Origin of the sequence: Nonomuraea sp. NPDC005501, from assembly GCF_040605905.1 — a bacterium.
Taxonomy (GTDB): domain Bacteria; phylum Actinomycetota; class Actinomycetes; order Streptosporangiales; family Streptosporangiaceae; genus Nonomuraea.
On record NZ_JBEXDT010000008.1, the window covers coordinates 19,847 to 41,447 of the forward strand.

A 21,601-nucleotide genomic window follows, 5' to 3' on the forward strand; every position below is an offset into this window, starting at 1 on the left:
GAGGGCGGTTGGAGCGCGGGTGGACCAAACGGGCCGAAGCGCTTCTCCAGTGACGTTGAGGTGACGATCAGCACGCTGGCCTCAGCGGTCCACCCGACGAGAACGGTCCACCCGACGAGCCACGGAGCGACCATGTCAGCTGATCTGCGAACACCGGTGTCCGCCGAGGGGCGGCGCCTGCTCGAACTCCTGCGCCCCTACCTGCCCATCCTCGAGGCGGAGGCGGCGGCGAACGACCGCGCGGCCACCCTGCCCGCGCACGTCTTCGCCCGGATGCGCAAGGACGGCATCATGGGCGCCACCGTACCCGGCGAGCTCGGCGGGGTCGGGGTCACGCGGATGCACGACGTCGCCGTGGCGCTGCGCGAGCTGGCCCAGGCCGACGCGGGCGTGGCCCTCGCCCTGCACATGCAGCTCAGCCGGGGCCTGACGATGACCTACGAGTGGAAGCACGGCGCCCCGAACGCCCGGCGGCTGGCCGGTGACATGCTGCGCCAGATGGCCGCGGGCGAGGCCGTGGTCTGCGGCGCGGTCAAGGACACCAAGCAGGTGACGACCCTCACCAGGGCGGACGACGGCACGTACCGGCTGACCGGCCGCAAGACGCTGGTCAGCATGGCCCAGATCGCCACCCACTTCGTGATCTCCGCCCAGCTCCACGAGAAGGGCCGGCCGGTACGGCTGGCGGCCCCCGTGGTCCCGCGGCACAGCCCCGGCATGACCGTCGAGGACAACTGGGACGGCATGGGGATGCGCTCCTCCGGCAGCGTGGACATCGTCTTCCGCGACTGCCCCGTACCGGAGGAGAACGTGCTGCCGCGCGGGCTGCTCGACGAGCCCAGCGACGCCGCCCTGGCCGGCCAGACCGTGTCCTCGATCACCATGCTCGGCATCTACGTGGGCCTCGCCGAGGCCGCCCGCGACCTGGCGGTGGCCGCCGTGCGCAGGCGCGGCCAGGCCCAGGCGGGCGTGCGGACGCTGCTCGCCGAGGTCGACGCCCGCCTGTACGCGCTGCGCTGCGCCGTCACGGACGCGCTGGGCGAGGCCGACCGGCTGGCCGAGGACCACAGCGGCGACCCCGGCGAGCGCGGGCGTGCCATGATGACCCCGTTCCAGTACGCCAAGCTCCTGGTGAACCAGCACGCGGTGGCCGTCGTGGACGACTGCATGACCGTGGTCGGCGGAGCCGCCTACACGGGCTCGCACCCGCTGTCGCGTCTGTACCGGGACGTCCGGGCAGGAGGTTTCATGCACCCCTACAACCACGCCGACGCGGTCGACTACCTGAGCGGCCAGGCGCTGCGGTGAAGGCCCGCGAGCTGGCCGTCGCCGGCGCCTACGAGTTCGTCCCGGAGATCTTCCCCGACGAGCGGGGGCTGTTCGTCTCGCCGTTCCAGCAGGCCGCCTTCGAGGCGGCGGTCGGCCACCCGCTCTTCCCCGTCCACCAGACCAACCACAGCCGCTCGCGGCGCGGCGTCGTGCGCGGCATCCACTACACCGTCACCCCGCCGGGCACCGCCAAGTACGTCTACTGCCCGCAGGGGCGCTCGCTGGACATCATCGTGGACGTCAGGACCGGCTCGCCGACCTACGGCCGGTGGGAGGCGGTGCTGCTCGACCCCCGGGACTTCCGCTGCATGTACTTCCCGGTGGGCGTGGGCCACGCGTTCGTCGCCCTGGAGGACGACACCGTGATGTCGTACATGCTCTCCCAGGCGTACTCGCCCGAGCACGAGCTGGCGCTGTCGGCCCTGGATCCGGCGCTCGGCCTGCCCATCCCCGAGGAGCTGGGGGAGCCGGTCGTCTCGCCCCGGGACCGGGCGGCGCCGACGCTGGAGGAGGCGAGGACGGCGGGGCTGCTGCCGGACTACGCGGCCTCACGGGCGGTGGAGCGGGCGCTGTGGTCCGGTCGGTGAACGGGGAGGGGGCGCCCGGCCGGGTGGTGGTCCTCGGCGGCTCGGGCAGCGTCGGCAGGCAGGTGTGCGAGACCTTCGCCGCCCGGGGCTGGGAGGTGCTCGCGGTGGCCCGCCGGTGGGCCCCGCACCTGGAGCCGTACCCGTTCGCGCCCCTGGACGTCACCGCGACGGAGCCGCGGCGCGTCGCCGAGCTGCTCTCGCGCGCCCGCGCCGTCGTCAACGCGGCCGGCGGGTGGGGCGACACCACCGAGGAGATGACGTACTCGCACATCAGGCTGGTGGACCGGCTGCTGGAGGGGCTCGCGTCGGCCTCCGGCCGGCCGCGGCTGGTGCACGTGGGATCGGTGCACGAGTACGGTCCGGTGCCGTACGGCACGCTGCTCACCGAGGACGTCGACCCCGCGCCCGTCACCCCGTACGCGCGGGCCAAGCTGGCCACCTCCCGGGCGGTCCTGTCGGCGGCGCGGGAGCACGGGATCGACGCGGTGGTCCTGCGGGCGGCCAACATGTCCGGGCCGTACCCGCCGCAGGAGAGCTTCCTCGCCGCCCTGGTGGCGCGCATCCACCGGGCCCTGGAGACCGGCGACACGCTGGAGCTGAGCGTCGCCGACGCGCGGCGGGACTTCGTCGACGTGCGCGACGTCGCCGACGCCGTCGAGCGGGCGGCCAGGGCGCCGGTGGGCGGCCAGGTGATCAACATCGGCCGGGGGGAGGCCCTGCCGATCGGGTCCCTGGTCGAGTGGCTGATCGAGGCCGCGGCCTTCCCCCACGACCGGATCAAGCACCTCGACCAGGAGGTGCGCAGCAAGGGCGGGGACTGGACCCGGCTCGACATCCGGCGCGCCCGCGAGCGCCTGGGGTGGCGGCCGCGCATCGCGCCGCGCGAGTCGATCCGGGCCATGTGGCTGGCCTCGGCGGAAACGGCCTGAGCCGTCCCCGCCGGGCCCGGTCACGGGTCACGGATCACGGGTCACGGGCTCACCGTGGCTCACACGTCCAGCACCGAGCGCAGGGCGGAGATCACCTTGTCCTGCGTCTCGGCGGGCAGCGACGGGTACATGGGCAGCGAGAAGATCTCGCCGGCCAGGCGCTCCGTCACCGGCAGCGACCCCTCGCCGTAGCCGAGGTGGGCGAAGCCGGTCATGGTGTGCACCGGCCACCGGTAACTGACGTTCAGGTGGATGTCGTAAGCGTCGAGCGCCTCGATGATCCGGTCCCGCTCCGGGTGCCGGACGACGTAGACGTAGTGGACGTGGTCGTTGCCCTCGGCGAGCGAGGGCAACACCAGCTCCGGGATGCCGCCCAGTCCCTCCTCGTAGCGCCGGGCGACCTCACGCCGCCCGGCGATGTAGGCGTCCAGCCGCCGGAGCTTCCTGCGCAGGATCTCGGCCTGCACCTCGTCGAGCCTGCTGTTGTGGCCGGGTGTCCTGACGACGTAGTACTGCTGCTCCATGCCGTAGTACCGCAGCCGGCGCAGGTTCGCGTCCACCTCCGGGTCCCGGGTCACGGCGGCGCCTCCGTCGCCGTACGCGCCCAGCACCTTGGTCGGGTAGAAGGAGAAGGCCGCCGCGTGGCCCATGGTGCCGGCCAGCGCGCCGTGATGACGGGCGCCGTGGGCCTGCGCGCAGTCCTCCAGCACCCGCAGCCCGTGCCGCTCGGCCAGCTCCAGCACGGGGCGCATCTCGACGCACTGGCCGTACAGGTGGACGGGGAGCAGGCAGCGGGTACGCGGGGTGATCGCCGCTTCGAGCTGCCGGGTGTCCATGAGGTGATCCTCGGCCCTGACGTCCACGAACACCGGCGTGGCGCCCACCGCGTCGATCGCCACCACCGTGGGCGCCGCCGTGTTGGACACGGTGACCACCTCGTCGCCGGGGCCGATCCCGAGCGCCTGCAGACCGAGCACGATGGCGTTGGTGCCGTTGTCGACGCCGACGCAATGGGGCAGGCCGTGGTAGGCGGCGAACTCCCGCTCGAACGCCTCCACGCTCTTGCCGAGCACGAGCTGGCCGGACTCGAAAACGGTCTCCACCGCGTCCAGGATGTCGGCGCGCTCCTCGTGATACTCCTGCAGATAGTTCCACACATAGGTTGACATGGGGCTCTCCTTATCCGGCGATCCTGACCAGGTCGAGCTTCGGGTCCGAGCGCAAGATGGCCTGCTGGAGGTGCTGGAGCCGGGCCGACGGCTCGACTCCCAGCTCGCTCACCAGCGTGGTGCGCAGCTTGATGAAGTTCTCCAGGGCCTGGCTCTTACGGCCGGACCGGTGCAACGCGATCATGAACTGGGCCCAGAAGTTCTCGTGCATCGGATACCGGGCGGTCAGCGCGGACAGCTCGGCCAGCAGCCCGACGTGCCGGTTGAGCCTGAGGTCGGTCTCGATGCGCGCCTCCAGCACGCCGAGCCGGCTCTCCTCCAGTCGCGCGACCTCGACCCCGATCCGCAGCCCCGCGTGCACGTCGACGAGGGCCTCGCCGCGCCACATGCCCAGGGCCTCGCGGAAGAACTCGGAGGCCGCCTCCCACCGGCCGGCCTCGAAGGCCTGCTTGCCGGCGCCGGAGAGGTGTTCGTACCGGTGGACGTCCACGTCACCCGGGTCGATGTCGAGCAGGTATCCGCCGTAGCAGGTCCGCAGGACGGTCTTCGCCGCGTCCGTGCGGTTGGCGCCGAGCGCCGCGGCGATCCCCCGGCGGACCTGGAGGATGTAGGTCTGCAGGGTGGACAGCGCGCTCGTGGGCGGGTGCATCCCCCACAGCTCCTCGACGAAGGACGACACCGTGACCACGGTGCCGGCGTGCAGCGCCAGCAGTGAGAAGACCTGCCGGGGCTTGCGTGGGATGGGAGTGATCGACATCCCGTTCTGGTACGCGACGAGTGGTCCTAACAGCTTGACTTCCATTGGGAGAACGTCCCCCTTAACGTGCTCTCGGAAATTCGGTCACGATCTGGCGGGGCTTCTCTCGCCTCGACCCGCCGGGTGGGACTTCACCATTCTGACCATGTTAAGGACATATCCTCCACAAAAGCGTGTATCCGACATATCGGCACATGAAGATCTCACAAAAGACGCATGGAAGTTTCACGTTCGATAGGCCTTCTGTGGGTGAGGGATAGGGGGCGGTCTCTGCCCTCTTCGCCCCCGGTCGGACCGTGTGGCGCCAGGTGAACGGCAGGCCGCGGGCGGGCGACGCCGTCACGCGGCCGTGGGAACGATCCAGGCCGGCCGTGGGGAGCCCCGGCCATGGCCGCCGCATCCTGGCCCATCGCCACCATCGCGAGATGCGACCCCGGTTAATGCGGCCGCGTCCCCCGAGTATGGCCGGTGCGGCGAAATGGATTATTGCGAAGCTGACAAATCGGCGGGCCGAACAAAGGAGAGATCTGCCATGGCCCGTGCGGGAAATCGCCGCTCTCAGGAGGAGCGCGCGGACTGGGTCGAGCGGTAGTGGGAGGGCGGCACGCCGTAGTGGTCCAGGAACGCCTGCCGGAGCGTCTCCGCGTTGCCGAACCCGCAGCGCGCCGCGACGGCCGCCATCGGCAGCCGGGTGGTCGTGAGGAGCTGGGCCGCGGCCTCCGTGCGGGCCCGCCGGACGAACCGGCCCGGCGTGACGCCCAGTTGCCGCAGGAACAGCCGCGACAGGTGCCGCTCGCTCACCCCCGCCCGCCGCGCCAGCGCCGCCGTCGCGAGGTCGCCGCCCGGGTCGCTCGTGATGTGCTCCACCACCCGCCGCACGACGCCGTCGCCCGGCGGCGGCGCCGCCGTGAACATGCTCATCTGCGCCTGGTTGCCAGGCCGCTGGAGGTACGTGACCAGCTCGCGGGCCACCACCCTGGCCACCTCGCCGCCGTGGTCCTCCTCGATGAACGCCAGGGTCAGGTCGAGCGCGCTGGTCACGCCGGCGGCGGTGGCCACCCGCCCGTCCCTGACGAAGATCGGATCCGGGTCGAAGGAGACGGCCGGGTAGCGCACGGCGAACGCCCGCGCCCACTGCCAGTGGGTGGTGGCGCGCCGCCCGTCCAGCACGCCCGTGGCCGCCAGGACGCCCGCGCCCGTGCACACCGACGCCACGCGGCGGCACTCGCGGGCCAGGCGGCGCACGTGCGCCACGATGCCGCGGTCGGCCGCCGCCCCCTCGTGGCCGACGCCCCCGGTGACGAGCAGGGTGTCGAGGGGACCGGTGACGCGTTCGAGCGCTCCCTGGGCGTGGATGGTCAGCCCGGTGCCGCACGTGACCGGCCGTCCCCCGGGCGTGACCAGCTCCACCTGGTACGGCGGCGGCGGGGCCGCCACGTTCGCCACGATCAGCGGCGTGGTGACGCACGCGATGTCGAGGAGCTCCGCCGCCTCGTATCCCACGACCACGACCCGCCGGACGTCCATGCCAGGAATGTAGGGCAGACAGCCCATTTCCCCAAGTTTCCGGACCAGCCGTGCCCACGGGCGCCGGTGCGGCCCCGGGGCGGCCGACAGTGTGGACATGACGACTCACGTTTCTCCCCACGGCGACGCGGGGGCCCACGCTCCCGCGAGCCGGTGGCGGTTCCTGGGCCACTTCGCCGAGATGGTGGTCGCGATGCTGGCCGGGATGCTGCTCCTCGACCCGGTCTGGAACGCGCTGCCCGGCGGCCCCGCGCTCCTCGCCCGCCCCGACGCCGGCGCCCTGGCGATGGCCACGGACATGACCATCGGCATGTCCCTGTGGATGCGCTACCGCGGCCACGGCTGGGCCCCGATCGCCGAGATGGGCGCGGCGATGTACGTCCCGTTCGCCGTCCTGCTGGTGCCGTACTGGATGGGTCTGCTGCCCGGGGACGCCCTGATGATCGGCGGCCACGTGCTCATGCTCCCGGCCATGCTGCTGGTCATGCTGCGGCGCCGGGACGAGTACGGCGCCGCGCACCACCACCCGACCGGCTCGCGGGGGGCGCTGGCGCGGCGCTGGCCGACGCTGCTCGGCCTGGTCATGACGGTCGGCTGCTGGCTGGACCCGGCGGTCACGCCCGCGCCGATCCTGCTGGTGCTGCCGGGCGCGTACCTGGCGATCGGGCTGCTCCGCCGCACGCTGCGCGGCCCGGGCGTCGTCGCGCTCCAGCTCGCCGGCCTGGCCGGGTACGCCGCCCTCACGGTGGCGGCGCTCGCGGCGGACCCGGACACGGCCCGCTACCTGATCGGCGCCGGCTGGCTGGCCCACGCCGCCTGGGACGCGGCCCACTTCGTCACCCGCCGCGTCGTCCCGCGCGGCTACGCCGAGTGGTGCGCGGTCGTGGACCTCGTCATCGGGGTCACGATCATCACCCTGGCCTGACCGATCATCACCCTGGCCTGCCAGGGCATCACCCTGGAGGCCAAGGCTAACCGGGCAGGTGCGCCGGTCCTGAAGGCTGCTTGGACCGGGGAAGGCGCGTGGCGGCGACGAGACCGATCAGGGCGAAGACGCCGAGCGTGGCCATCGCCAGGGCGTAGGCCCGGTTTCCCGTCGCCAGGCCGGAGACGAGGATCGTGCCGGCGATGGCCGTGCCGAACGACGAGCCGAGGTTGGAGACGCTGCGCGACAGCCCGGAGATCTCGCCCTGCATGCTCTCCGGGACGCTGGACTGCACGATGTTGACCGACGGGGTCAGCATCCCGCCCAGGCCCAGGCCGATCAGCAGCAGCCCCGGCCCGAACGCGATGACGCTCGACGAGACCCGCACCAGGGCGAGCAGGACCACGATCCCGGCCACCGCCACGACGAAGCCCGTCACGATCAGGGTCTTCTGCGAACGTCTCGCCGCGAGGCGCTCCGCGGCCAGCGACGAGATCAGGACACCCACGGTCGCCGGGGTGAAGATGACCCCCGTCTCGATCGCGTTGTAGCCGCGTACGGTCTGCAGGAACACCGCGACGACGAACGACGTCCCCATGAGGATCACCCACTGGATGTTCTGCGTGACCAGACCGATGTTGGAGGTCCGGTCCCGGAACAGCGAGGTCGACAGCAGCGGCTCCCTGCCCGCGCGCTCCAGCGAGCGGACGTGCGTGAGGAACCAGAGCAGGAAGGCGACCCCGACCACCAGCGACACCGTCATCAGGACCACGTTGGTGTCGGCCTGCAGGATCCCGAACACGACGAAGAACATGCCGGTCGCCGACAGGACCGCCCCCACGGTGTCGAAGCGGCGCGTCGGATCCGGCTCCACCGGGTCGACGATCCGGCGGCCGAGCACCATGATCGCCGCGATGACGCAGACCTGGAAGAAGAACGCGGCCCGCCAGCTGATCGCCGTGGTGATGAGCCCCCCGATCAGCGGACCCGCCGCGGCGCCGATGCCGCCCATCCCGCTGATCACGCCGAAGGCCCGCGCCCGCGACACGGTGTCGCCGTAGGCCAGCGTCGCGAAGATGTAGACGGGCGGGATCAGCAGCGCCGTACCCACCCCTTCGAGCACCGAGTTGCCGAGGATGAGCACACCGAGGCCGGGCGCGACCATGCTGAGCAGCGCCCCGGCGCCGTACAGCGTGAGCCCGGCGAAGAAGCACCGCTTGCGCCCCCAGCGGTCGGTCAGCTTGCTGCAGGGGATCATGAAGATGGCCATGATCAGCAGGAACAGCGTGATGGTGATCTGCACGCCCTTCACGGTCGTGTCCAGGTCCTCGCTGATGTCGTTGATCATCACGTTCATGTTCGAGCCCGCGAAGCTGCAGATGAACTGGGCGAGCGCGAGGGGCGCCAGCATGCTCCGCGACGAGGCGGCGGAGCCGGAGGTCCCGTTCACCGCTAGCTCCCGGGCGTCAGCGACACGGCCCGCGGGGCGCGCGAGAGCACCCGGCCCCTGGGCCGGCGGTGCCGCAGGACGAGTTTGACCAGCTCCTCGACCAGGACGAGGCTCGCCGCGAGCCCGGCGCACGCCGCCCACTGGCCGCCGCTCAGCTCGGTCGTCCCGAAGACGCGCTGCAGGAGCCCGATCCCGGTGACCGCGATGATGAGGATCAGCGCGAGGGCGTACCGGCGCAGCTGGGTCGGGCCCGGTATGGCGGCCCGAGAGAAGATCGTGTTCGTCTGGTCGCGCGCCAGCAGCCCGGCCGCGACGTGGAAGAGCGAGAGCGTGGTCAGCAGCATGGTGGACGACACGGCGGCGCCACCCTGCCGGGCGCCGATCTGGTACGCGGCCAGCGATCCGGCCGTCATGACGAACCCCTGGAAGCACAGCCTGACCCAGTTCGCCCGGGACAGGACGGGCGCGCCGACCGGCCGGGGCGGGCGGCTCATCAGGCCGCGCGTCGGCTCGTCGAAGCCCAGGGCGACGGCGACCGGGATGTCCACCAGCATGTTCACCCACAGGATCTGCAGCGGGGTGAGCGGGATGCCGCCGGCGACGCCCAGGGCGGCGGCCCCGATGAAGATCGCGATGTAGGCGACGAGGGTCGACATCTGGAAGCGGAGGTACTTGAGCAGGTTGTCGTAGAGCGAACGCCCGTACTCCACGGCGCCGACGATCGTCGCGAAGTTGTCGTCCGTGAGGATCATCACGGCGGCTTCCTTCGACACCTCGGTGCCGGTGATGCCCATCGCCACGCCGATGTCCGCCGCCTTCAGGGCGGGGGCGTCGTTCACCCCGTCGCCCGTCATGGCCACCACGTTGCCGTCCTGCTTGAGCAGCCGGACCAGGCGCAGCTTGTCCTCCGGCGAGACCCGCGCGATGACGCCGATGTCGTCCAGTTGCCCGCGCAGCTCCTCGTCGCTCAGCGACGCGAACTCCGCCCCGGTGATCGCCCGGCCGGGGATGCGGAGCTCGGCGGCGATCGTGCCCGCGGTCGTCACGTGGTCGCCGGTGATCATCCGTACCCGGATGCCGGCCTGCGCGCACTCGGCGATCGCGGCCCTCGCCTCCGACCGCGGCGGATCGACGATGCCCACCATCGCGAGCAGCGTCAGGTCCCGTACCAGGTCGATGAGGTCCGCGCCGGGGTCGAACGCGGCCGGGGCGAGGTCACGCTGGGCCACCACCATGACGCGCTCGCCCGCCCGTGCCATCCGGTCGTTGGCCTCCAACGCGAGCGGGCGGTTCTCGTCCGTCACCGTGACGAGGGTTCCGTCGGGGGAGCGGTAGGACGTCCCCCGGGAGATGAGCACGTCCGGCGCCCCCTTGACGTAGCAACGGACGACCGGCTCACCGTTCGCGCCGGTCATCTGGTGGAACGTCGCCATGAACTTGTAGTCGGCGTCGAACGGGACCTCCCCGACGCGCGGGTAGGTGCCGCGCGTGCTCTCGACGTCGAGGCCGCCCTTGGCGGCCAGCACGATCAGCGCGCCCTCCGTCGGGTCGCCGATCAGGGTGTCGCCGTCCAGCACGGCGTCGGCGCACAGGATCATCGGCAGCAGGTACGGGTCGAGGTCGATGTGCGCGCCGGCGACGTGCTTGATCTCGCCGGCCGTGCCGTAGCCCTCGCCCGACACGGTGAACCGGTTCAAACCGGGGATCACCAACTCGCGGGCCGTCATCTTGTTGAGCGTCAGCGTGCCCGTCTTGTCCGAGCAGACCGCCGAGGTGGAGCCGAGCGTCTCCACCGCCGGCAGACGCTTCATGATCGCGTTGCGGCGGGCGATCTCCTGGGTGCCGATCGACAGCAGCGCCGTCACGACCGCGGGGAGGCCCGTCGGGATGGCGGCGACCGCGAGCGCCACCCCCGTGATGAACAGGACGTCGAACGGCTTGCCCTGGAGCAACCCGAGCACGACCACCAGGGCGAGGGCGATCCCCGCGATCGTCGCGATGATCTTCGACAGGGAGTCCAGTTGCTTCTGCAGCGGCGTCTTCTCGGCTTCCGTGCCGGCGAGGAGCCCCGCGATGTGGCCGATCTCGGTCCCCATCCCGGTCGTGGTGACGACCATCTCGCCCCGCCCCCGCGTGACGGAGGTGTTCATGTAGCCGAGGCAGGTGCGGTCCCCGAGCGGCACGTCCTTGCCCGGCACCGGATCGGTCCTCTTGGCGACCGGCAGGCTCTCGCCGGTGAGGGCCGCCTCCTCGATCTCCAGCGAGGCGGCGACGCAGATCCGGCCGTCCGCCGGTATCCGGTCGCCGGCTTCGACGAGCACCACGTCACCCGGTACGAGCTCCTCGGCGTCGATCTCGACGGCCTGGCCGTCCCTGCGGACCCGGGCGACCGTCTTCATCATCCGGGAGAGCGCCTTGACGCTCTCCTCCGCCTTCGCCTCCTGGCGCAGCCCGATCACCGCGTTGAAGACGGTGAGGCCCGCCAGCACGGCGAACGTCCCGACGTCGCGCGTGACGACCAGGCTGATCACCGCGGCGGCGAGCAGCACGATCTGCATGAAGTCCCGGTACTGGCGGAGCCACGCCTGGATGGCGGACTCCTTCTTCGCGGTCTCCAGCCTGTTGGGGCCGTGGGTCCGCAGGCGCTCGCGGGCGGCCTCGGGGCTGAGCCCGCGGTCGAAGCGGACGTCGAGCTCCCGGATCACCGTCGTGGTGTCGGCCTCGTGCCACGCGGGGTGGCCGTCCTGCTCTCGTTCCACGGTCCTCCCCTTGCGACAGGAGCCGGTCGGCGAGCGTGGTCGGCACTGCGGGTCCCGCCTCACCCGCAGAAGCTGCGATATGTGGTGTTGTGTCCGTTTCTGGTGGGGGTATGCCTCTCGACACGGGTATTGCGTGAGGACGGGGACATCCATGAACGACTATCCGCCGATCGCGGACCACGGCATGGTCGGGGACCTGCAGACCGCCGCACTCGTCTCCGGGACGGGGACCGTCGACTGGTGGTGCACCCCCCGCTTCGACTCGCCGAGCCTGTTCGCCTCCATCCTCGACAGCGAGCGCGGCGGCCACTGCCGGTTCGCGGCCGACGTCGAGCGCATCGCCGGGGAGAGCGTCCGGCAGCTCTACCTGCCGGACACCGCCATCCTCGTCACCCGGTACATGGCCCCCAGCGGTGTCGGTGAGGTCGCCGACTTCATGGAGCCGAACACCTCCTCCACGCCCACCGACCGGCACCGCCTGCTGCGGGTCGCCCGGGTGGTGCGCGGCAGCCTGCCCTTCACGCTCGTCTGCCGCCCCCGCTTCGACTACGGGCGGGCGCCGCACGCCCTGTCCCTCCTCGACGACGGCTCGGCCCTCTTCCGCGGCCCCGGCACGGACCTGCACCTGCAGGCCACCGAGCCCATCGCCCTGCGCCGGGACGGCGACGACATCGTCGCCGACTTCACCCTCCGGGCCGGAGACACCGCCGCCGTCGCCCTCACCAGCGCCGACAGCGGCAACCACACCATGACGCCGCTGACCGCCGGCGAGGTGCGCGACAGCATCGAGGGCTGCCACGACTTCTGGCTCCGGTGGCTGCGCTCCTCCCGCTACCACGGCCGCTGGCAGGAGATGGTCAACCGCTCGGCGATCACCCTCAAGCTGCTCACGTACGCGCCGACCGGCGCGCCGATCGCCGCCGCGACCATGGGCCTGCCGGAGCAGATCGGCGGGGAGCGCAACTGGGACTACCGCTACACCTGGATCCGCGACGCATCCCTGTCCGTCAGGGCGCTGATCGACCTGGGCTTCACCGACGAGGCGCAGGCGTTCCGGGGATGGCTGCGTGAGCGCCTCGAGGCCGGCGGCACCGCGTCGGGCGAGCCCCTGCAGATCATGTACCGGATCGACGGTGACCCCCACCTGACCGAGGAGGTCCTCGACCACCTGGAGGGATACCAGAAGTCCGCCCCGGTCCGGGCCGGCAACGCGGCCGCGGACCAGATCCAGCTCGACATCTACGGCGAGGCCGCCGACGCCCTCGCCCAGGCGCAGGACATCGGAGGCGTCCACGGCTGGCGGGCTCTCGTCGGCGTCCTGGACTGGCTCGCCGACACCTGGGACCGCCCGGACGAGGGCATCTGGGAGACCCGGGGCGGACGCCAGGACTTCACCTACAGCCGCCTGATGACCTGGGTCGCCTTCGACCGCGGCATCCGCATGGCCACCACCTACTCCCGTCCCGCCGACGTCGTCCGCTGGACGACCACCCGTGACGCCGTCTTCAACCAGATCATCGACCGGGGCTGGAACCCGCGACGGCAGGCGTTCGTCCAGCACTACACCACCGACGTCCTGGACGCCTCGCTGCTGCTCATGCCCCGGGTCGGCTTCGTCTCGCCGCGCGACCCGGCCTGGCTGAGCACTCTCGACGCCATGGACCAGGAGTTGGTCAGCGACAGCCTCGTCTACCGCTACGACCCCGCCGCCTCCCCGGACGGGCTGCGCGGCTCCGAGGGCACCTTCAACCTGTGCAGCTTCCTGTACGTCGAGGCCCTCGCCCGCGCCGGCCGGGTCCGGCAGGCGCGCTACGCCTTCGACAAGATGCTCACCTACGCCAACCACGTCGGCCTGTTCGCCGAGGAGATCGGCCCGTCCGGCGAGCAGCTCGGCAACTTCCCGCAGGCCTTCACCCATCTGGCGCTGATCGCCGCGGCCATCGCCCTCGACGAGCAGCTCGACGCCTCCACAGGCTGACGACCGGGTTCTACAGGCGGGTTCTACAGGCCGGCCACCGGGTCGAAGGGGCTGATCTCGTACCGCCCGTCGCGGATCAGCGCCCAGGAGCTCTCGGGCAGCTCGTTCCACGCGCCCGTGAGGTCGAGCAGCGGCTCCGAGACGACGAAGCGCGCCTGGGCCGCCAGCCGCCGCAGGCTCGCCAGCTCCGGGTGGAGCTCCCGGAGGTGGGAGATGTCGGTGGAGTAGAACAGCGTCCGGGTGTGTCCCTCACTGGAGTAACGGAAGATCCAGACGGACTCGCCGTCGCTCGTGGCCACGGTCATCTGGACCGGCTGGAGGATGCCGTGGCGACGGGCGAGCTCCTCCACCAGGCCGACGGCGCGGGCGACCGCGCCCGGCGGGTCGTCGGCCAGGCCGAACGTGAGGGCCAGGAAGAACAGCAGCTCCGAGTCGGTCGAGCCCTCGATCTCGGGATAGAGCGCAGGGTCCACCGCCAGCGACAGATCGCGCTTGAGTTTTGGGAATCCCTCCACGTGCCCGTTGTGCATCCACAGCCAGCGTCCGTACGCGAACGGATGGCAGTTGCTGCGCTGCACGGCGCTGCCGGTCGAGGCGCGGACGTGCGCGAACAGCAGGGGTGTGCGGATCTGCCCGGCGATCTCCCGGAGGTTCTCGTCGTTCCAGGCCGGCAGGATGCTCTTGAACACGGCGGGCGTCGACCCCTCGCCGTACCACCCGATGCCGTAACCGTCGCCGTTGGTGGTCGTGTGCCCGAGCCGGGAGCGCAAGCTCTGCTCGATGAGCGAGTGAACCGGCTGGAACAGCAGGGCCCCGGCGAGAACGGGATCTCCGCAGTACGCCATCCATCTGCACATCGGCCGCTCAGTCCCCCCGGTGACGCCTCCGTCGAATTCCGCACGACATGCAAAAAACTCTATCGGCCGGGAAGTTCGGCGCATGGCACCAATTGGGTCGTTTTACCTCTTTATGGCTATATACCGAGACGGCGTCGGGAAAGCTTCCCAGGCAGCCGTTCAAAGGATGAATCATGAGCAATCTCATCGTCATTTCCTATCCCGACGTCGCCACCGCCACAGCGGTGCGTGATCGCCTGCTCGACCTCCAGCGTCAGAACCTGATCACGATGGAGGACGTGGCCGTCGTCGAGCGCCGGCGGGACGGCAAGATCAAGATGCATCAGGCCCGCAGCACGGCCGGCATGGGGGCGGCCAGCGGCGCCCTCTGGGGCGGCCTGATCGGGATGCTGTTCTTCATGCCGCTGTTCGGCATGGCCCTGGGCGCCGCCACCGGTGCCGCCGGCGGCGCGATGGCCGACGTCGGCGTCAACGACGACTTCATGCGCCAGGTCTCCGAGCGGCTGGAGCCCGGCATGGCCGCGCTCTTCGTCCTGGTCGTACGGAGCACCCCGGACAAGGTCATCCCGGAGATCAAGCCCTTCGGCGGGAACGTCCTCCAGACGTCGCTCAGCCACGAGGAGGAGGCCCAGCTCCGCGAGATGGTGCAGGGCGCCGTCTAGCTCGTCCGGCGCACCGAGCGCACGAGATCCTCGGAACCCGCCGGACGGGTGCCGGGGATCTCGATGCCCGCCCTCCCGGCGATGAGCTAACCGTTTTATGACCATACGTTCTGTACGTTCGGTTTTGGGCCCTCGACACCCCACCCGGAACCGAAGAGGAGCGACCCATGGAGCACCACGACGTCCCCGGCACAACGACTCCCCGCCGCGGCATCCCGTGGCTCATCGCGACGGCCGTCGCCCCTCTCCTCCTCCCGTGGTGCTCCGCGCTCGTCCCGGCGGCGTCGGCCGACGCCGCGGCGGAGGGCCGTCAGCCCGCGCGGCCGACCATCGTGTTCGTCCACGGGGCGTTCGCCGACTCCTCCAGCTGGAACGAGGTCGTGTCCCGGCTGGCCGCGGACGGCTATCCGGCGATCGCCGTCGCCAACCCGCTGCGCGGCGTCAAGAGCGACGCCGCCTACGTGTCCTCCGTCCTCGGCACGGTCAAGGGCCCCGTCGTGCTCGTCGGGCACTCGTACGGCGGGATGGTGATCACTCAGGCCGCGGCCGGCGCCAAGAACGTCAAGAGTCTCGTCTACGTGGCCGGCTTCGCCCCGGCCGCCGGGGAGAGCGCCGTGAAGCTGTCGGGCCGGTTCCCCGGCAGCACGCTCGGCCCCGCGCTGACGCCTCCGGTGCGGATCCCCGGCGGCGGCGCCGACCTCTACATCCGGCAGAGCAGGTTCTGGAAGCAGTTCGCCGCCGACCTGCCGGAGGGGCAGGCCAGGCTGATGGCCGTCGCCCAGCGCCCCGTCACGGAGGCCGCGCTCGGCGAGCCGGCAACCGGCGCGCCCGCGTGGAAGACGATCCCCTCCTGGTTCGTCTACGGGGAGCGGGACAAGAACATCCCGCCGGCCGTCCACGCGTTCATGGCCAAGCGGGCCGGCGCCAAGGAGACCGTCGAGGTCAAGGGAGCCTCACACGTCGTGATGCTCTCGCGCCCCGCCGCGGTCGCGAAGACGATCGAGGACGCCGCGGGGGCGAAGTAGGGAGAGCCATGGCCACGCTGGTGTCGGTCAACGTGGGCCTTCCCCAGGACGTCGCCTGGCAGGGCAGGACGGTGCGCACCGGCGTGTGGAAGCGGGCCGTGACCGGCCCCCGGATGGTGCGGCGGCTCAATGTCGAGGGCGACGGGCAGGGCGATCTCGCCGGGCACGGCGGCGAGTACCGCGCCGTCCTGGTGTACCAGCTCGACTCCTACCGCCACTGGCAGGAGCACCTGCGCCGCGACGACTTCGCCTACGGGCAGTTCGGCGAGAACTTCACCGTCGAGGGGCTGCCCGACGACGAGGTCCGCATCGGCGACAGGTTCCGGGTGGGGGAGGCGCTCTTCGAGGTCACCCAGCCGCGCGTCACCTGCTACCGGGTGGGGCTGCGGATGGGGGAGCCGCGGATGGCCGCCCTGCTGGTGGCCCACCGGCGTCCCGGTTTCTACCTGAAGGTCCTCGCCGAGGGGCGGGTGGAGGCGGGGCAGGAGATCGTCAAGGTCGCCTCCGGCCCCGAGGAGATGACGGTCGCGGACATCGACGCGCTCCTGTACCTGCCGGGCCACCCCCGCGACGACCTCGTCCGGGCGCTGCGCATCCCCGCGCTCAGCCCCGGCTGGAAGGCGTCGCTGCGGGCGCTGCTCGACCAGGCCGGCGCTTCCGGCGCGCCGGCCGGCAACGCGGGGCTGGCCCCCGCCGCCGCCCCGCCGCCGGCCTGGACCGGATTCCGGCCGCTCCGGGTCAGGCGGATCGACGTGGAGAGCGCCGGCGTGTTCTCCGTGACCCTGACCGCCCCCGACGGCACGCCGGTCCCCGCGGCGCTGCCCGGCCAGTTCCTCACCGTCCGGCTGCGGCCCGGCGGCGGGCCGGCGCTCGTCCGCAGCTACTCGCTGTCCGGCCCACCGGACCGCGGGGAGTACCGCCTCAGCATCAAGCGGGAACCGCACGGGGCCGCCAGCGGATGGCTGCGAGCCCGTCTGCGGGCCGGGGACCTCCTCGACTGCGCCGCCCCGCGCGGCGCCTTCACCCTCACGGCCGGCGACGGCCCCGTCCTGCTGATCTCGGCCGGCATCGGCGTCACGCCCGTCCTCGCCATGCTGCACGCGCTGGCCGCCGGCCGTTCCACGCGGGAGGTGTGGTGGGTTTACGGCGCCCGAGACGGCACCCAGCATCCCTTCGCCGAGGAGAGCCGCGCCCTGCTGGGCCGGCTCGCCAACGCCCACCGGCACGTCTCCTACAGCCGCCCGGCGCCCGGCGACCGGCAGGGGCGCGACTACGACGCCGAGGGCCGGATCTCCGCCGGCCTGCTCCGCGACCTCGGCGTGCCACACGGCGCCGACGCCTACGTGTGCGGCCCTCCCGCGCTGATGCGCGAGCTCCCCGGCGCGCTCGCGGCCTCGGACCTCGCGCCGTCCCACGTCCACACGGAGGTCTTCGGCGCCGGCCCCGCGCTGACGCCGGGTGTCGCGGCCGCCTCGCAGCGGCCGGTCCACCCGCCCACCGGCCCGCCGGGTGACGGGCCGGTGGTCTCCTTCGCGCGCAGCGGCCTGACGGTGAGCTGGAGCAGCGCGTACGCGAGCCTGCTGGAGCTGGCGGAGGCCTGCGACGTGCCCACCCGCTGGTCGTGCCGGACAGGCGTCTGCCACAGCTGCGAGAGCGGGCTGCTGGCCGGAAGCGTCGCCTACTCGCCCGAGCCGCTCGACGCGCCCGCCGAGGGCGACGCGCTCATCTGCTGCTCCCGGCCGCGCGAGGAGGTCGTCCTGGACCTGTAGGCCAGGCCGGCGTCAGCGGTTCAGCCCTGGGCCTTCTGCTCCTTCTCCTTCTCCGGGTTGCAGTACGGGCAGGCGGGCGCGGGGTCGACGCAGACCTTGACGGAGTCGCTGTTGTTCGACGGGTCGAGCTCCGTCTCCTTGCTGCCGGCCGTGGCGGTGTTGACGGTCTCGGCGACCGTGGTGGCCTTGGCCTGGACGACCAGGGTGGCCGTGGCGCCGGCGGCGAGCGTGCCCACCGTCCAGGCGCCACCGGCGTACGCGCCGGTGGACGGCGTCGCCGACAGGAGGGCGAGCCCGGCCGGGAGTGCGTCCTTGACGACGACGCCGGTCGCGTCGTTCGGCCCGGCGTTGCGGACGGTCACGTGGTAGGCGACCATCCCGCCGACGGATACCCGGACCTGCTCGGCCGACTTGACCACGCTCAGGTCGACGGCCGGATAGACCTCGGTGACGGTGTCGCCGCTGGTGGAGGTCAGCGGCTCGGGCTGGGGGCCGAGCCGGTTGTCGTAGGTGACCGTGCCCTGGTTGGTGACCCGCTTGCCCGCGGCGGCCACGCCGACCTTGACCCGGAACTCCACGGTGGTGCCGCCGGGCAGGATGTCGCTGTTGGGCAGGCTGCCCCCGGCCGTGGCCGTCGCGCCGTTGCCCAGCGTGAAGGCGATCTTCCCGGTGCCCGGGTCGAACGCGGCCTGGTCGTCGCCGGCCCCGTCGGTCTTGGCGCCGGCGTTCGGGCCGCTCACGACCTGGAGCGAGCCGGGCACCAGGGAGGTGCCCGGCGGGACGGCGTCGCTCAGCCGGACGTCCTCGGCCACGCCGCCGCCCTTGTTGACCGCGGTCAGCCGGTAGGTGATCACGTCGCCCACGTCGACCGGCCCCTGCGGGCTCGCGGTCTTGGTCACGATGACGCACGGCGCGGTGCCGAAGAAGACGTCGTCGAGGAAGTTGCCCACGCTACGGCTCCCTCCGGCGGCGGAGAGGGAGCGGAAGGCGAACCTGGTGGTCGTCTGGCCGGCGGGCACGGTGTAGGCGCCGGAGTAGGTGCCCCACTTCGTGGTGCCGTCCGACATGGTCGCCTGCTGCGCCGGGCCGGCCGGATCGCCGATGTCCAGTGCCATCGTGTCGGTGCCGGAGCGCCCGCGGTGGGACAGCCGCCAGTACAGCTTCTGCCCCGGCGTGGTCGCATGGTCCTGGTACAGGGTGGCGACCTGGGTCGCGTTCAGCTCGGCGAACTGGCCCCCCTCGACGGGCGGGACGCCCATCCGGGTGCTCCAGAGCTCGATCAGGTGGTCGGAGGCGGTCGTCCGCCAGCCCGGCACCGAGTTCGGGCGGTTCTGCGTGGCGTCGGGGAACTGGAGCCACGACGCGCCGGTGATGACGGGCTGCTCGAAGCCGCCGTCGACCAACGCCACCCGCTCGGGGCAGGAGGCCGGATCCGGCGCGGCCACCCGGGCCGGGCCGGCGTGGGTGCTGGCCGCCGGCACGGTGTCGGCCAGCACCGCAGGGGACAGCGTCAGCGGCAGCGCCATCGCCGCCAGCGCGGCGACCGGGTAACACATCCCGCGGATGTGCCTCATGGTGATGTTCCTCTCGTCGGGCGGAAACCGCCTCCGTCCACCAGCGCCGGGCCACCGGCACTGGCACCGCATGGCAGGTTCGCCCGGCGGGACGACCGGCCGGGACGTGACACCGGCCGACCGGCGAACTTTTGACGCGATCTTGTTCCTGCCAGGAGCGGCCACGCGGTGAGGCCAGTAACTAGAATTTTCCAGTTGCTGGAAGTTTCCATCGGGCGTACATTGGCGCCATGCAGGAGTCGCGGCGTGAACGGAAGAAGCGCGAGACCCGGCGGCGGATCGTCCTGGCCGCCATCAGGCTGTTCGAGGAGCAGGGGTACGAGCGGACCACGGTGGCGCAGATCGCCGCGGCGGCGGACGTGGACCCCAAGACGTTCTTCAACTACTTCCGTACCAAGGACGACGTCCTGTTCGTCGACATCGGACAGGACTTCGACGTGCTGCTCCAGGCGATCGCGCGGCGCCGGCCACACGAGAGCCCGGGCGAGGTGCTGGCGAGGGGGTTCCAGGAGTACGCCGCCCACCGCCGGCCCAAGGCTCCGCTCAGGGAGCCCGAGGAGCTGCCGGCGGCGGCCCGGCTGGCCCTGACGACGCCGGCGCTGCAGGCCAAGGGCCTCTACCTGCTGCAGGACCTGCAGCAACGGGTCGCCGGCGAGCTGCTGAAGGCGTTCCCCGGACTGGATCCGATCACCGCGGCGGCGATGATCGGGTCCGTGATGGGCGCGATCCAGCAGGCGAGCCTGACCAGTGTCCGGCTCGGCCGCTCGCAGGAGGAGCTGTGGGAGGCCGCCGGTCAGGGCCTCGACCTCGCCAAGCACGGCCTGCTCTCGGTGCGGCAGCCCACCGGGCACCCATGAGACCAGGCACGAGAGAGGATCGGCTCGTCATGGACGGACAAGAGAGCATCCGGCACCTCGCCCGCGACGCACGGCGCGTCATGCGGGACGGCCCCGGGGAGATCGCGCGGCGGCAGCGCGACCGCCTGGCCCGGATGGTGGCCCACGCCCGCGCCCGCTCGCCCTACTACCGCGCGCTGTACCAGGACCTGCCGGAGCACGTCGACGACCCGGCGCTGCTGCCGGTCACCGGCAAGAAGACGCTGATGGCAGCCTTCGACGACTGGGTCACCGACCGCGAGGTGACCCTGGAGCGGGTGGAGGCGTTCGTGGCCGACCCCGGCCTCGTGGGGCAGCGGTTCCAGGGCCGGTACCTGGTGGCGACCACCTCCGGCACCAGTGGCCTGCGTGGCCTCTTCGTGATGGACGACCGCGACCTGGCCGTGCGCACCGCGCTCGGCGTGCGCGTCGGCGGGCTGTCGGCCCGCGATGTCGTCCGGACCCTCGCCCGCGCCGGGCGGACCGCCGTCGTCACCGCGCCCGGCGGCCACTTCTCCACCGTCGCGGCGACGGTCCGGTTCGGCCTGGACCGGCCGTGGCTCGGGCGGATGATGCGGATCTTCTCGATCGACCAGCCGATGGCGGGGCTGGTCGACGAGCTCAACCGGTACGACCCCGCGAGCATCGCCGGCTTCACGGGCATGCTCACGCTGCTGGCCGGGGAGCAGGAGGCGGGCCGTCTGCACGTCCGCCCGGCGATCGTCATCCCCGGCGGCGAGACGTTGACCCCGGGGGCCCGGGAGCGGATCGCCACCGCGTTCCAGGCCAAGGTGCGCGCCGCCTACGCCTCCACCGAGTGCGGATTCCTCAGCTCCGGCTGCGCGCACGGCTGGTACCACGTCAACAGCGACTGGGCCGTGCTGGAGCCGGTCGACGCCGACCACCGGCCTGTCCCGCCGGGTGTTCAGTCGCACACGGTCCTGGTGAGCAACCTCGCCAACCGGGTCCAGCCGATCCTGCGCTACGACCTGGGGGACAGCGTCCTGCTCCGCCCCGACCCCTGCCCGTGCGGCAGCCCGCTCCCGGCCATCCGCGTGCAGGGCCGCGCCGCCGACCTGCTCACCTTCCCCACCGAGCGCGGCGAGCACGTCAGCCTCTCGCCCATGCTGTTCGGCGCTCTGCTGGACCGGATACCCGGCGTCGGCCAGTTCCAGATCCTCCAGACCGCGGACACCACCCTGCGCGTCCGCCTGCGGTCCGGCGACGCCGCCGACACCGACCGCGTGTGGGAGACCGTGCGCGACGAGATCACCCGGCTGCTCACCGAGCACAAGGCCGGTGACATCACCCTCGAACGCGCCGGCGAACCGCCGCAGCGGTCACCCGGCGCCAAGTTCCGCAGGATCATCCCCCTGCCCAGGCCCTGACCGCTGGAAAGAGAGATCCCCGGGACTCGGTGGACGAGTCC

17 protein-coding genes are annotated in these 21,601 nt (G+C 72.0%); 10 read left to right on the plus strand and 7 right to left on the minus strand.

Translation table 11 applies throughout. The features are described from left to right. The first annotated feature begins 132 nt into the window (after positions 1-132). From ABZS51_RS06985 to ABZS51_RS06995, 3 genes are read left to right on the plus strand one after another with little or no spacing between them, the layout of a single operon-like run. A complete protein-coding gene (locus ABZS51_RS06985; RefSeq protein ID WP_355437248.1) occupies positions 133-1,308 on the plus strand; it encodes an acyl-CoA dehydrogenase family protein in 1,176 nt (391 codons plus the stop codon). After that, the gene (locus ABZS51_RS06990; RefSeq protein WP_355437250.1) at positions 1,305-1,916 is read left to right on the plus strand and encodes a dTDP-4-dehydrorhamnose 3,5-epimerase family protein; all 612 of its coding nucleotides are present in this window, start codon (positions 1,305-1,307) and stop codon (positions 1,914-1,916) included. Before ABZS51_RS06985 ends, ABZS51_RS06990 begins: the two co-directional genes overlap by 4 nt. Beyond that, a complete protein-coding gene (locus tag ABZS51_RS06995; RefSeq protein ID WP_355437252.1) occupies positions 1,913-2,845 on the plus strand; it encodes an NAD-dependent epimerase/dehydratase family protein in 933 nt (310 codons plus the stop codon). Before ABZS51_RS06990 ends, ABZS51_RS06995 begins: the two co-directional genes overlap by 4 nt. 59 nt (positions 2,846-2,904) lie before the next feature. Here the strand turns inward: ABZS51_RS06995 and ABZS51_RS07000 are convergent, their stop codons facing one another. The 3 genes from ABZS51_RS07000 to ABZS51_RS07010 all read right to left on the minus strand — a co-directional run bounded on the left by ABZS51_RS07000 (position 2,905) and on the right by ABZS51_RS07010 (position 6,298). After that, a complete protein-coding gene (locus ABZS51_RS07000; RefSeq protein WP_355437254.1) occupies positions 2,905-4,014 on the minus strand; it encodes a DegT/DnrJ/EryC1/StrS family aminotransferase in 1,110 nt (369 codons plus the stop codon). Positions 4,015-4,024: 10 nt separating this feature from the next. Then, positions 4,025-4,816, minus strand: a complete 792-nt coding sequence (locus ABZS51_RS07005) for an AfsR/SARP family transcriptional regulator (RefSeq protein ID WP_310711855.1) — start codon at positions 4,814-4,816, stop codon at positions 4,025-4,027. A 513-nt stretch (positions 4,817-5,329) separates the two neighbouring features. Then, entirely contained in the window at positions 5,330-6,298 is a 969-nt protein-coding gene (locus ABZS51_RS07010; RefSeq protein ID WP_355437256.1) for a helix-turn-helix domain-containing protein, read from the minus strand. Positions 6,299-6,395: 97 nt separating this feature from the next. Here ABZS51_RS07010 and ABZS51_RS07015 point away from each other — a divergent pair, with 97 nt between their 5' ends. Continuing rightward, on the plus strand, positions 6,396-7,223 hold the full coding sequence (locus tag ABZS51_RS07015; protein ID WP_355437258.1) for a hypothetical protein: 828 nt from the start codon (positions 6,396-6,398) through the stop codon (positions 7,221-7,223). Positions 7,224-7,269: 46 nt separating this feature from the next. Here ABZS51_RS07015 and ABZS51_RS07020 read toward each other — a convergent pair whose 3' ends face one another. Beyond that, a complete protein-coding gene (locus ABZS51_RS07020) occupies positions 7,270-8,673 on the minus strand; it encodes an MFS transporter (RefSeq protein WP_355437260.1) in 1,404 nt (467 codons plus the stop codon). Positions 8,674-8,675: 2 nt separating this feature from the next. Beyond that, positions 8,676-11,432, minus strand: coding sequence for a cation-transporting P-type ATPase (locus tag ABZS51_RS07025; RefSeq protein ID WP_355437262.1), 2,757 nt, complete (start codon positions 11,430-11,432; stop codon positions 8,676-8,678). A 151-nt stretch (positions 11,433-11,583) separates the two neighbouring features. Here ABZS51_RS07025 and ABZS51_RS07030 point away from each other — a divergent pair, with 151 nt between their 5' ends. Beyond that, the gene (locus tag ABZS51_RS07030) at positions 11,584-13,410 is read left to right on the plus strand and encodes a glycoside hydrolase family 15 protein (RefSeq protein WP_355437264.1); all 1,827 of its coding nucleotides are present in this window, start codon (positions 11,584-11,586) and stop codon (positions 13,408-13,410) included. Between the two features lie 23 nt (positions 13,411-13,433). On the opposite strand, the gene ABZS51_RS07035 is transcribed toward ABZS51_RS07030, so the two are convergent. Beyond that, positions 13,434-14,255: a class II glutamine amidotransferase gene (locus ABZS51_RS07035; protein WP_355437266.1), complete on the minus strand. Its 822-nt coding sequence runs from the start codon at positions 14,253-14,255 to the stop codon at positions 13,434-13,436. Between the two features lie 185 nt (positions 14,256-14,440). Here ABZS51_RS07035 and ABZS51_RS07040 point away from each other — a divergent pair, with 185 nt between their 5' ends. From ABZS51_RS07040 to ABZS51_RS07050, 3 genes are all read left to right on the plus strand, one after another. Beyond that, positions 14,441-14,929 (plus strand): DUF1269 domain-containing protein, encoded by a 489-nt coding sequence (locus tag ABZS51_RS07040; protein WP_355437268.1) that lies wholly within the window; start codon positions 14,441-14,443, stop codon positions 14,927-14,929. A 167-nt stretch (positions 14,930-15,096) separates the two neighbouring features. Next, positions 15,097-15,954: an alpha/beta hydrolase gene (locus ABZS51_RS07045; protein WP_355437270.1), complete on the plus strand. Its 858-nt coding sequence runs from the start codon at positions 15,097-15,099 to the stop codon at positions 15,952-15,954. A gap of 8 nt (positions 15,955-15,962) precedes the next feature. Beyond that, a complete protein-coding gene (locus ABZS51_RS07050; RefSeq protein WP_355437272.1) occupies positions 15,963-17,723 on the plus strand; it encodes an MOSC and FAD-binding oxidoreductase domain-containing protein in 1,761 nt (586 codons plus the stop codon). A gap of 20 nt (positions 17,724-17,743) precedes the next feature. On the opposite strand, the gene ABZS51_RS07055 is transcribed toward ABZS51_RS07050, so the two are convergent. Continuing rightward, entirely contained in the window at positions 17,744-19,297 is a 1,554-nt protein-coding gene (locus ABZS51_RS07055) for a hypothetical protein (protein WP_355437274.1), read from the minus strand. Between the two features lie 230 nt (positions 19,298-19,527). Between ABZS51_RS07055 and ABZS51_RS07060 the strand changes: the two genes are divergently transcribed. Beyond that, positions 19,528-20,154 carry a helix-turn-helix domain-containing protein gene (locus tag ABZS51_RS07060; protein WP_355437276.1) on the plus strand — a complete coding sequence of 209 codons (627 nt, stop codon included), beginning with the start codon at positions 19,528-19,530 and terminating at the stop codon, positions 20,152-20,154. 29 nt (positions 20,155-20,183) lie between these two features. Continuing rightward, entirely contained in the window at positions 20,184-21,560 is a 1,377-nt protein-coding gene (locus ABZS51_RS07065; RefSeq protein WP_355437278.1) for a hypothetical protein, read from the plus strand. The last annotated feature ends 41 nt before the right edge of the window (positions 21,561-21,601 follow it).

What these genes read in the sequence shown, in the direction of transcription:
- ABZS51_RS07045 (WP_355437270.1), top strand. Translation starts at nt 15,097, where the DNA reads ATGGAGCACCACGACGTCCCCGGCACAACGACTCCCCGCCGCGGCATC.
- ABZS51_RS07040 (WP_355437268.1), top strand. Translation starts at nt 14,441, where the DNA reads ATGAGCAATCTCATCGTCATTTCCTATCCCGACGTCGCCACCGCCACA.
- ABZS51_RS07060 (WP_355437276.1), top strand. Translation starts at nt 19,528, where the DNA reads ATGCAGGAGTCGCGGCGTGAACGGAAGAAGCGCGAGACCCGGCGGCGG.
- ABZS51_RS07005 (WP_310711855.1), bottom strand. Translation starts at nt 4,816, where the DNA reads ATGGAAGTCAAGCTGTTAGGACCACTCGTCGCGTACCAGAACGGGATG.
- ABZS51_RS06985 (WP_355437248.1), top strand. Translation starts at nt 133, where the DNA reads ATGTCAGCTGATCTGCGAACACCGGTGTCCGCCGAGGGGCGGCGCCTG.
- ABZS51_RS07035 (WP_355437266.1), bottom strand. Translation starts at nt 14,255, where the DNA reads ATGGCGTACTGCGGAGATCCCGTTCTCGCCGGGGCCCTGCTGTTCCAG.
- ABZS51_RS07055 (WP_355437274.1), bottom strand. Translation starts at nt 19,297, where the DNA reads ATGAGGCACATCCGCGGGATGTGTTACCCGGTCGCCGCGCTGGCGGCG.
- ABZS51_RS07010 (WP_355437256.1), bottom strand. Translation starts at nt 6,298, where the DNA reads ATGGACGTCCGGCGGGTCGTGGTCGTGGGATACGAGGCGGCGGAGCTC.
- ABZS51_RS07065 (WP_355437278.1), top strand. Translation starts at nt 20,184, where the DNA reads ATGGACGGACAAGAGAGCATCCGGCACCTCGCCCGCGACGCACGGCGC.
- ABZS51_RS07000 (WP_355437254.1), bottom strand. Translation starts at nt 4,014, where the DNA reads ATGTCAACCTATGTGTGGAACTATCTGCAGGAGTATCACGAGGAGCGC.
- ABZS51_RS07015 (WP_355437258.1), top strand. Translation starts at nt 6,396, where the DNA reads ATGACGACTCACGTTTCTCCCCACGGCGACGCGGGGGCCCACGCTCCC.
- ABZS51_RS07050 (WP_355437272.1), top strand. Translation starts at nt 15,963, where the DNA reads ATGGCCACGCTGGTGTCGGTCAACGTGGGCCTTCCCCAGGACGTCGCC.
- ABZS51_RS07030 (WP_355437264.1), top strand. Translation starts at nt 11,584, where the DNA reads ATGAACGACTATCCGCCGATCGCGGACCACGGCATGGTCGGGGACCTG.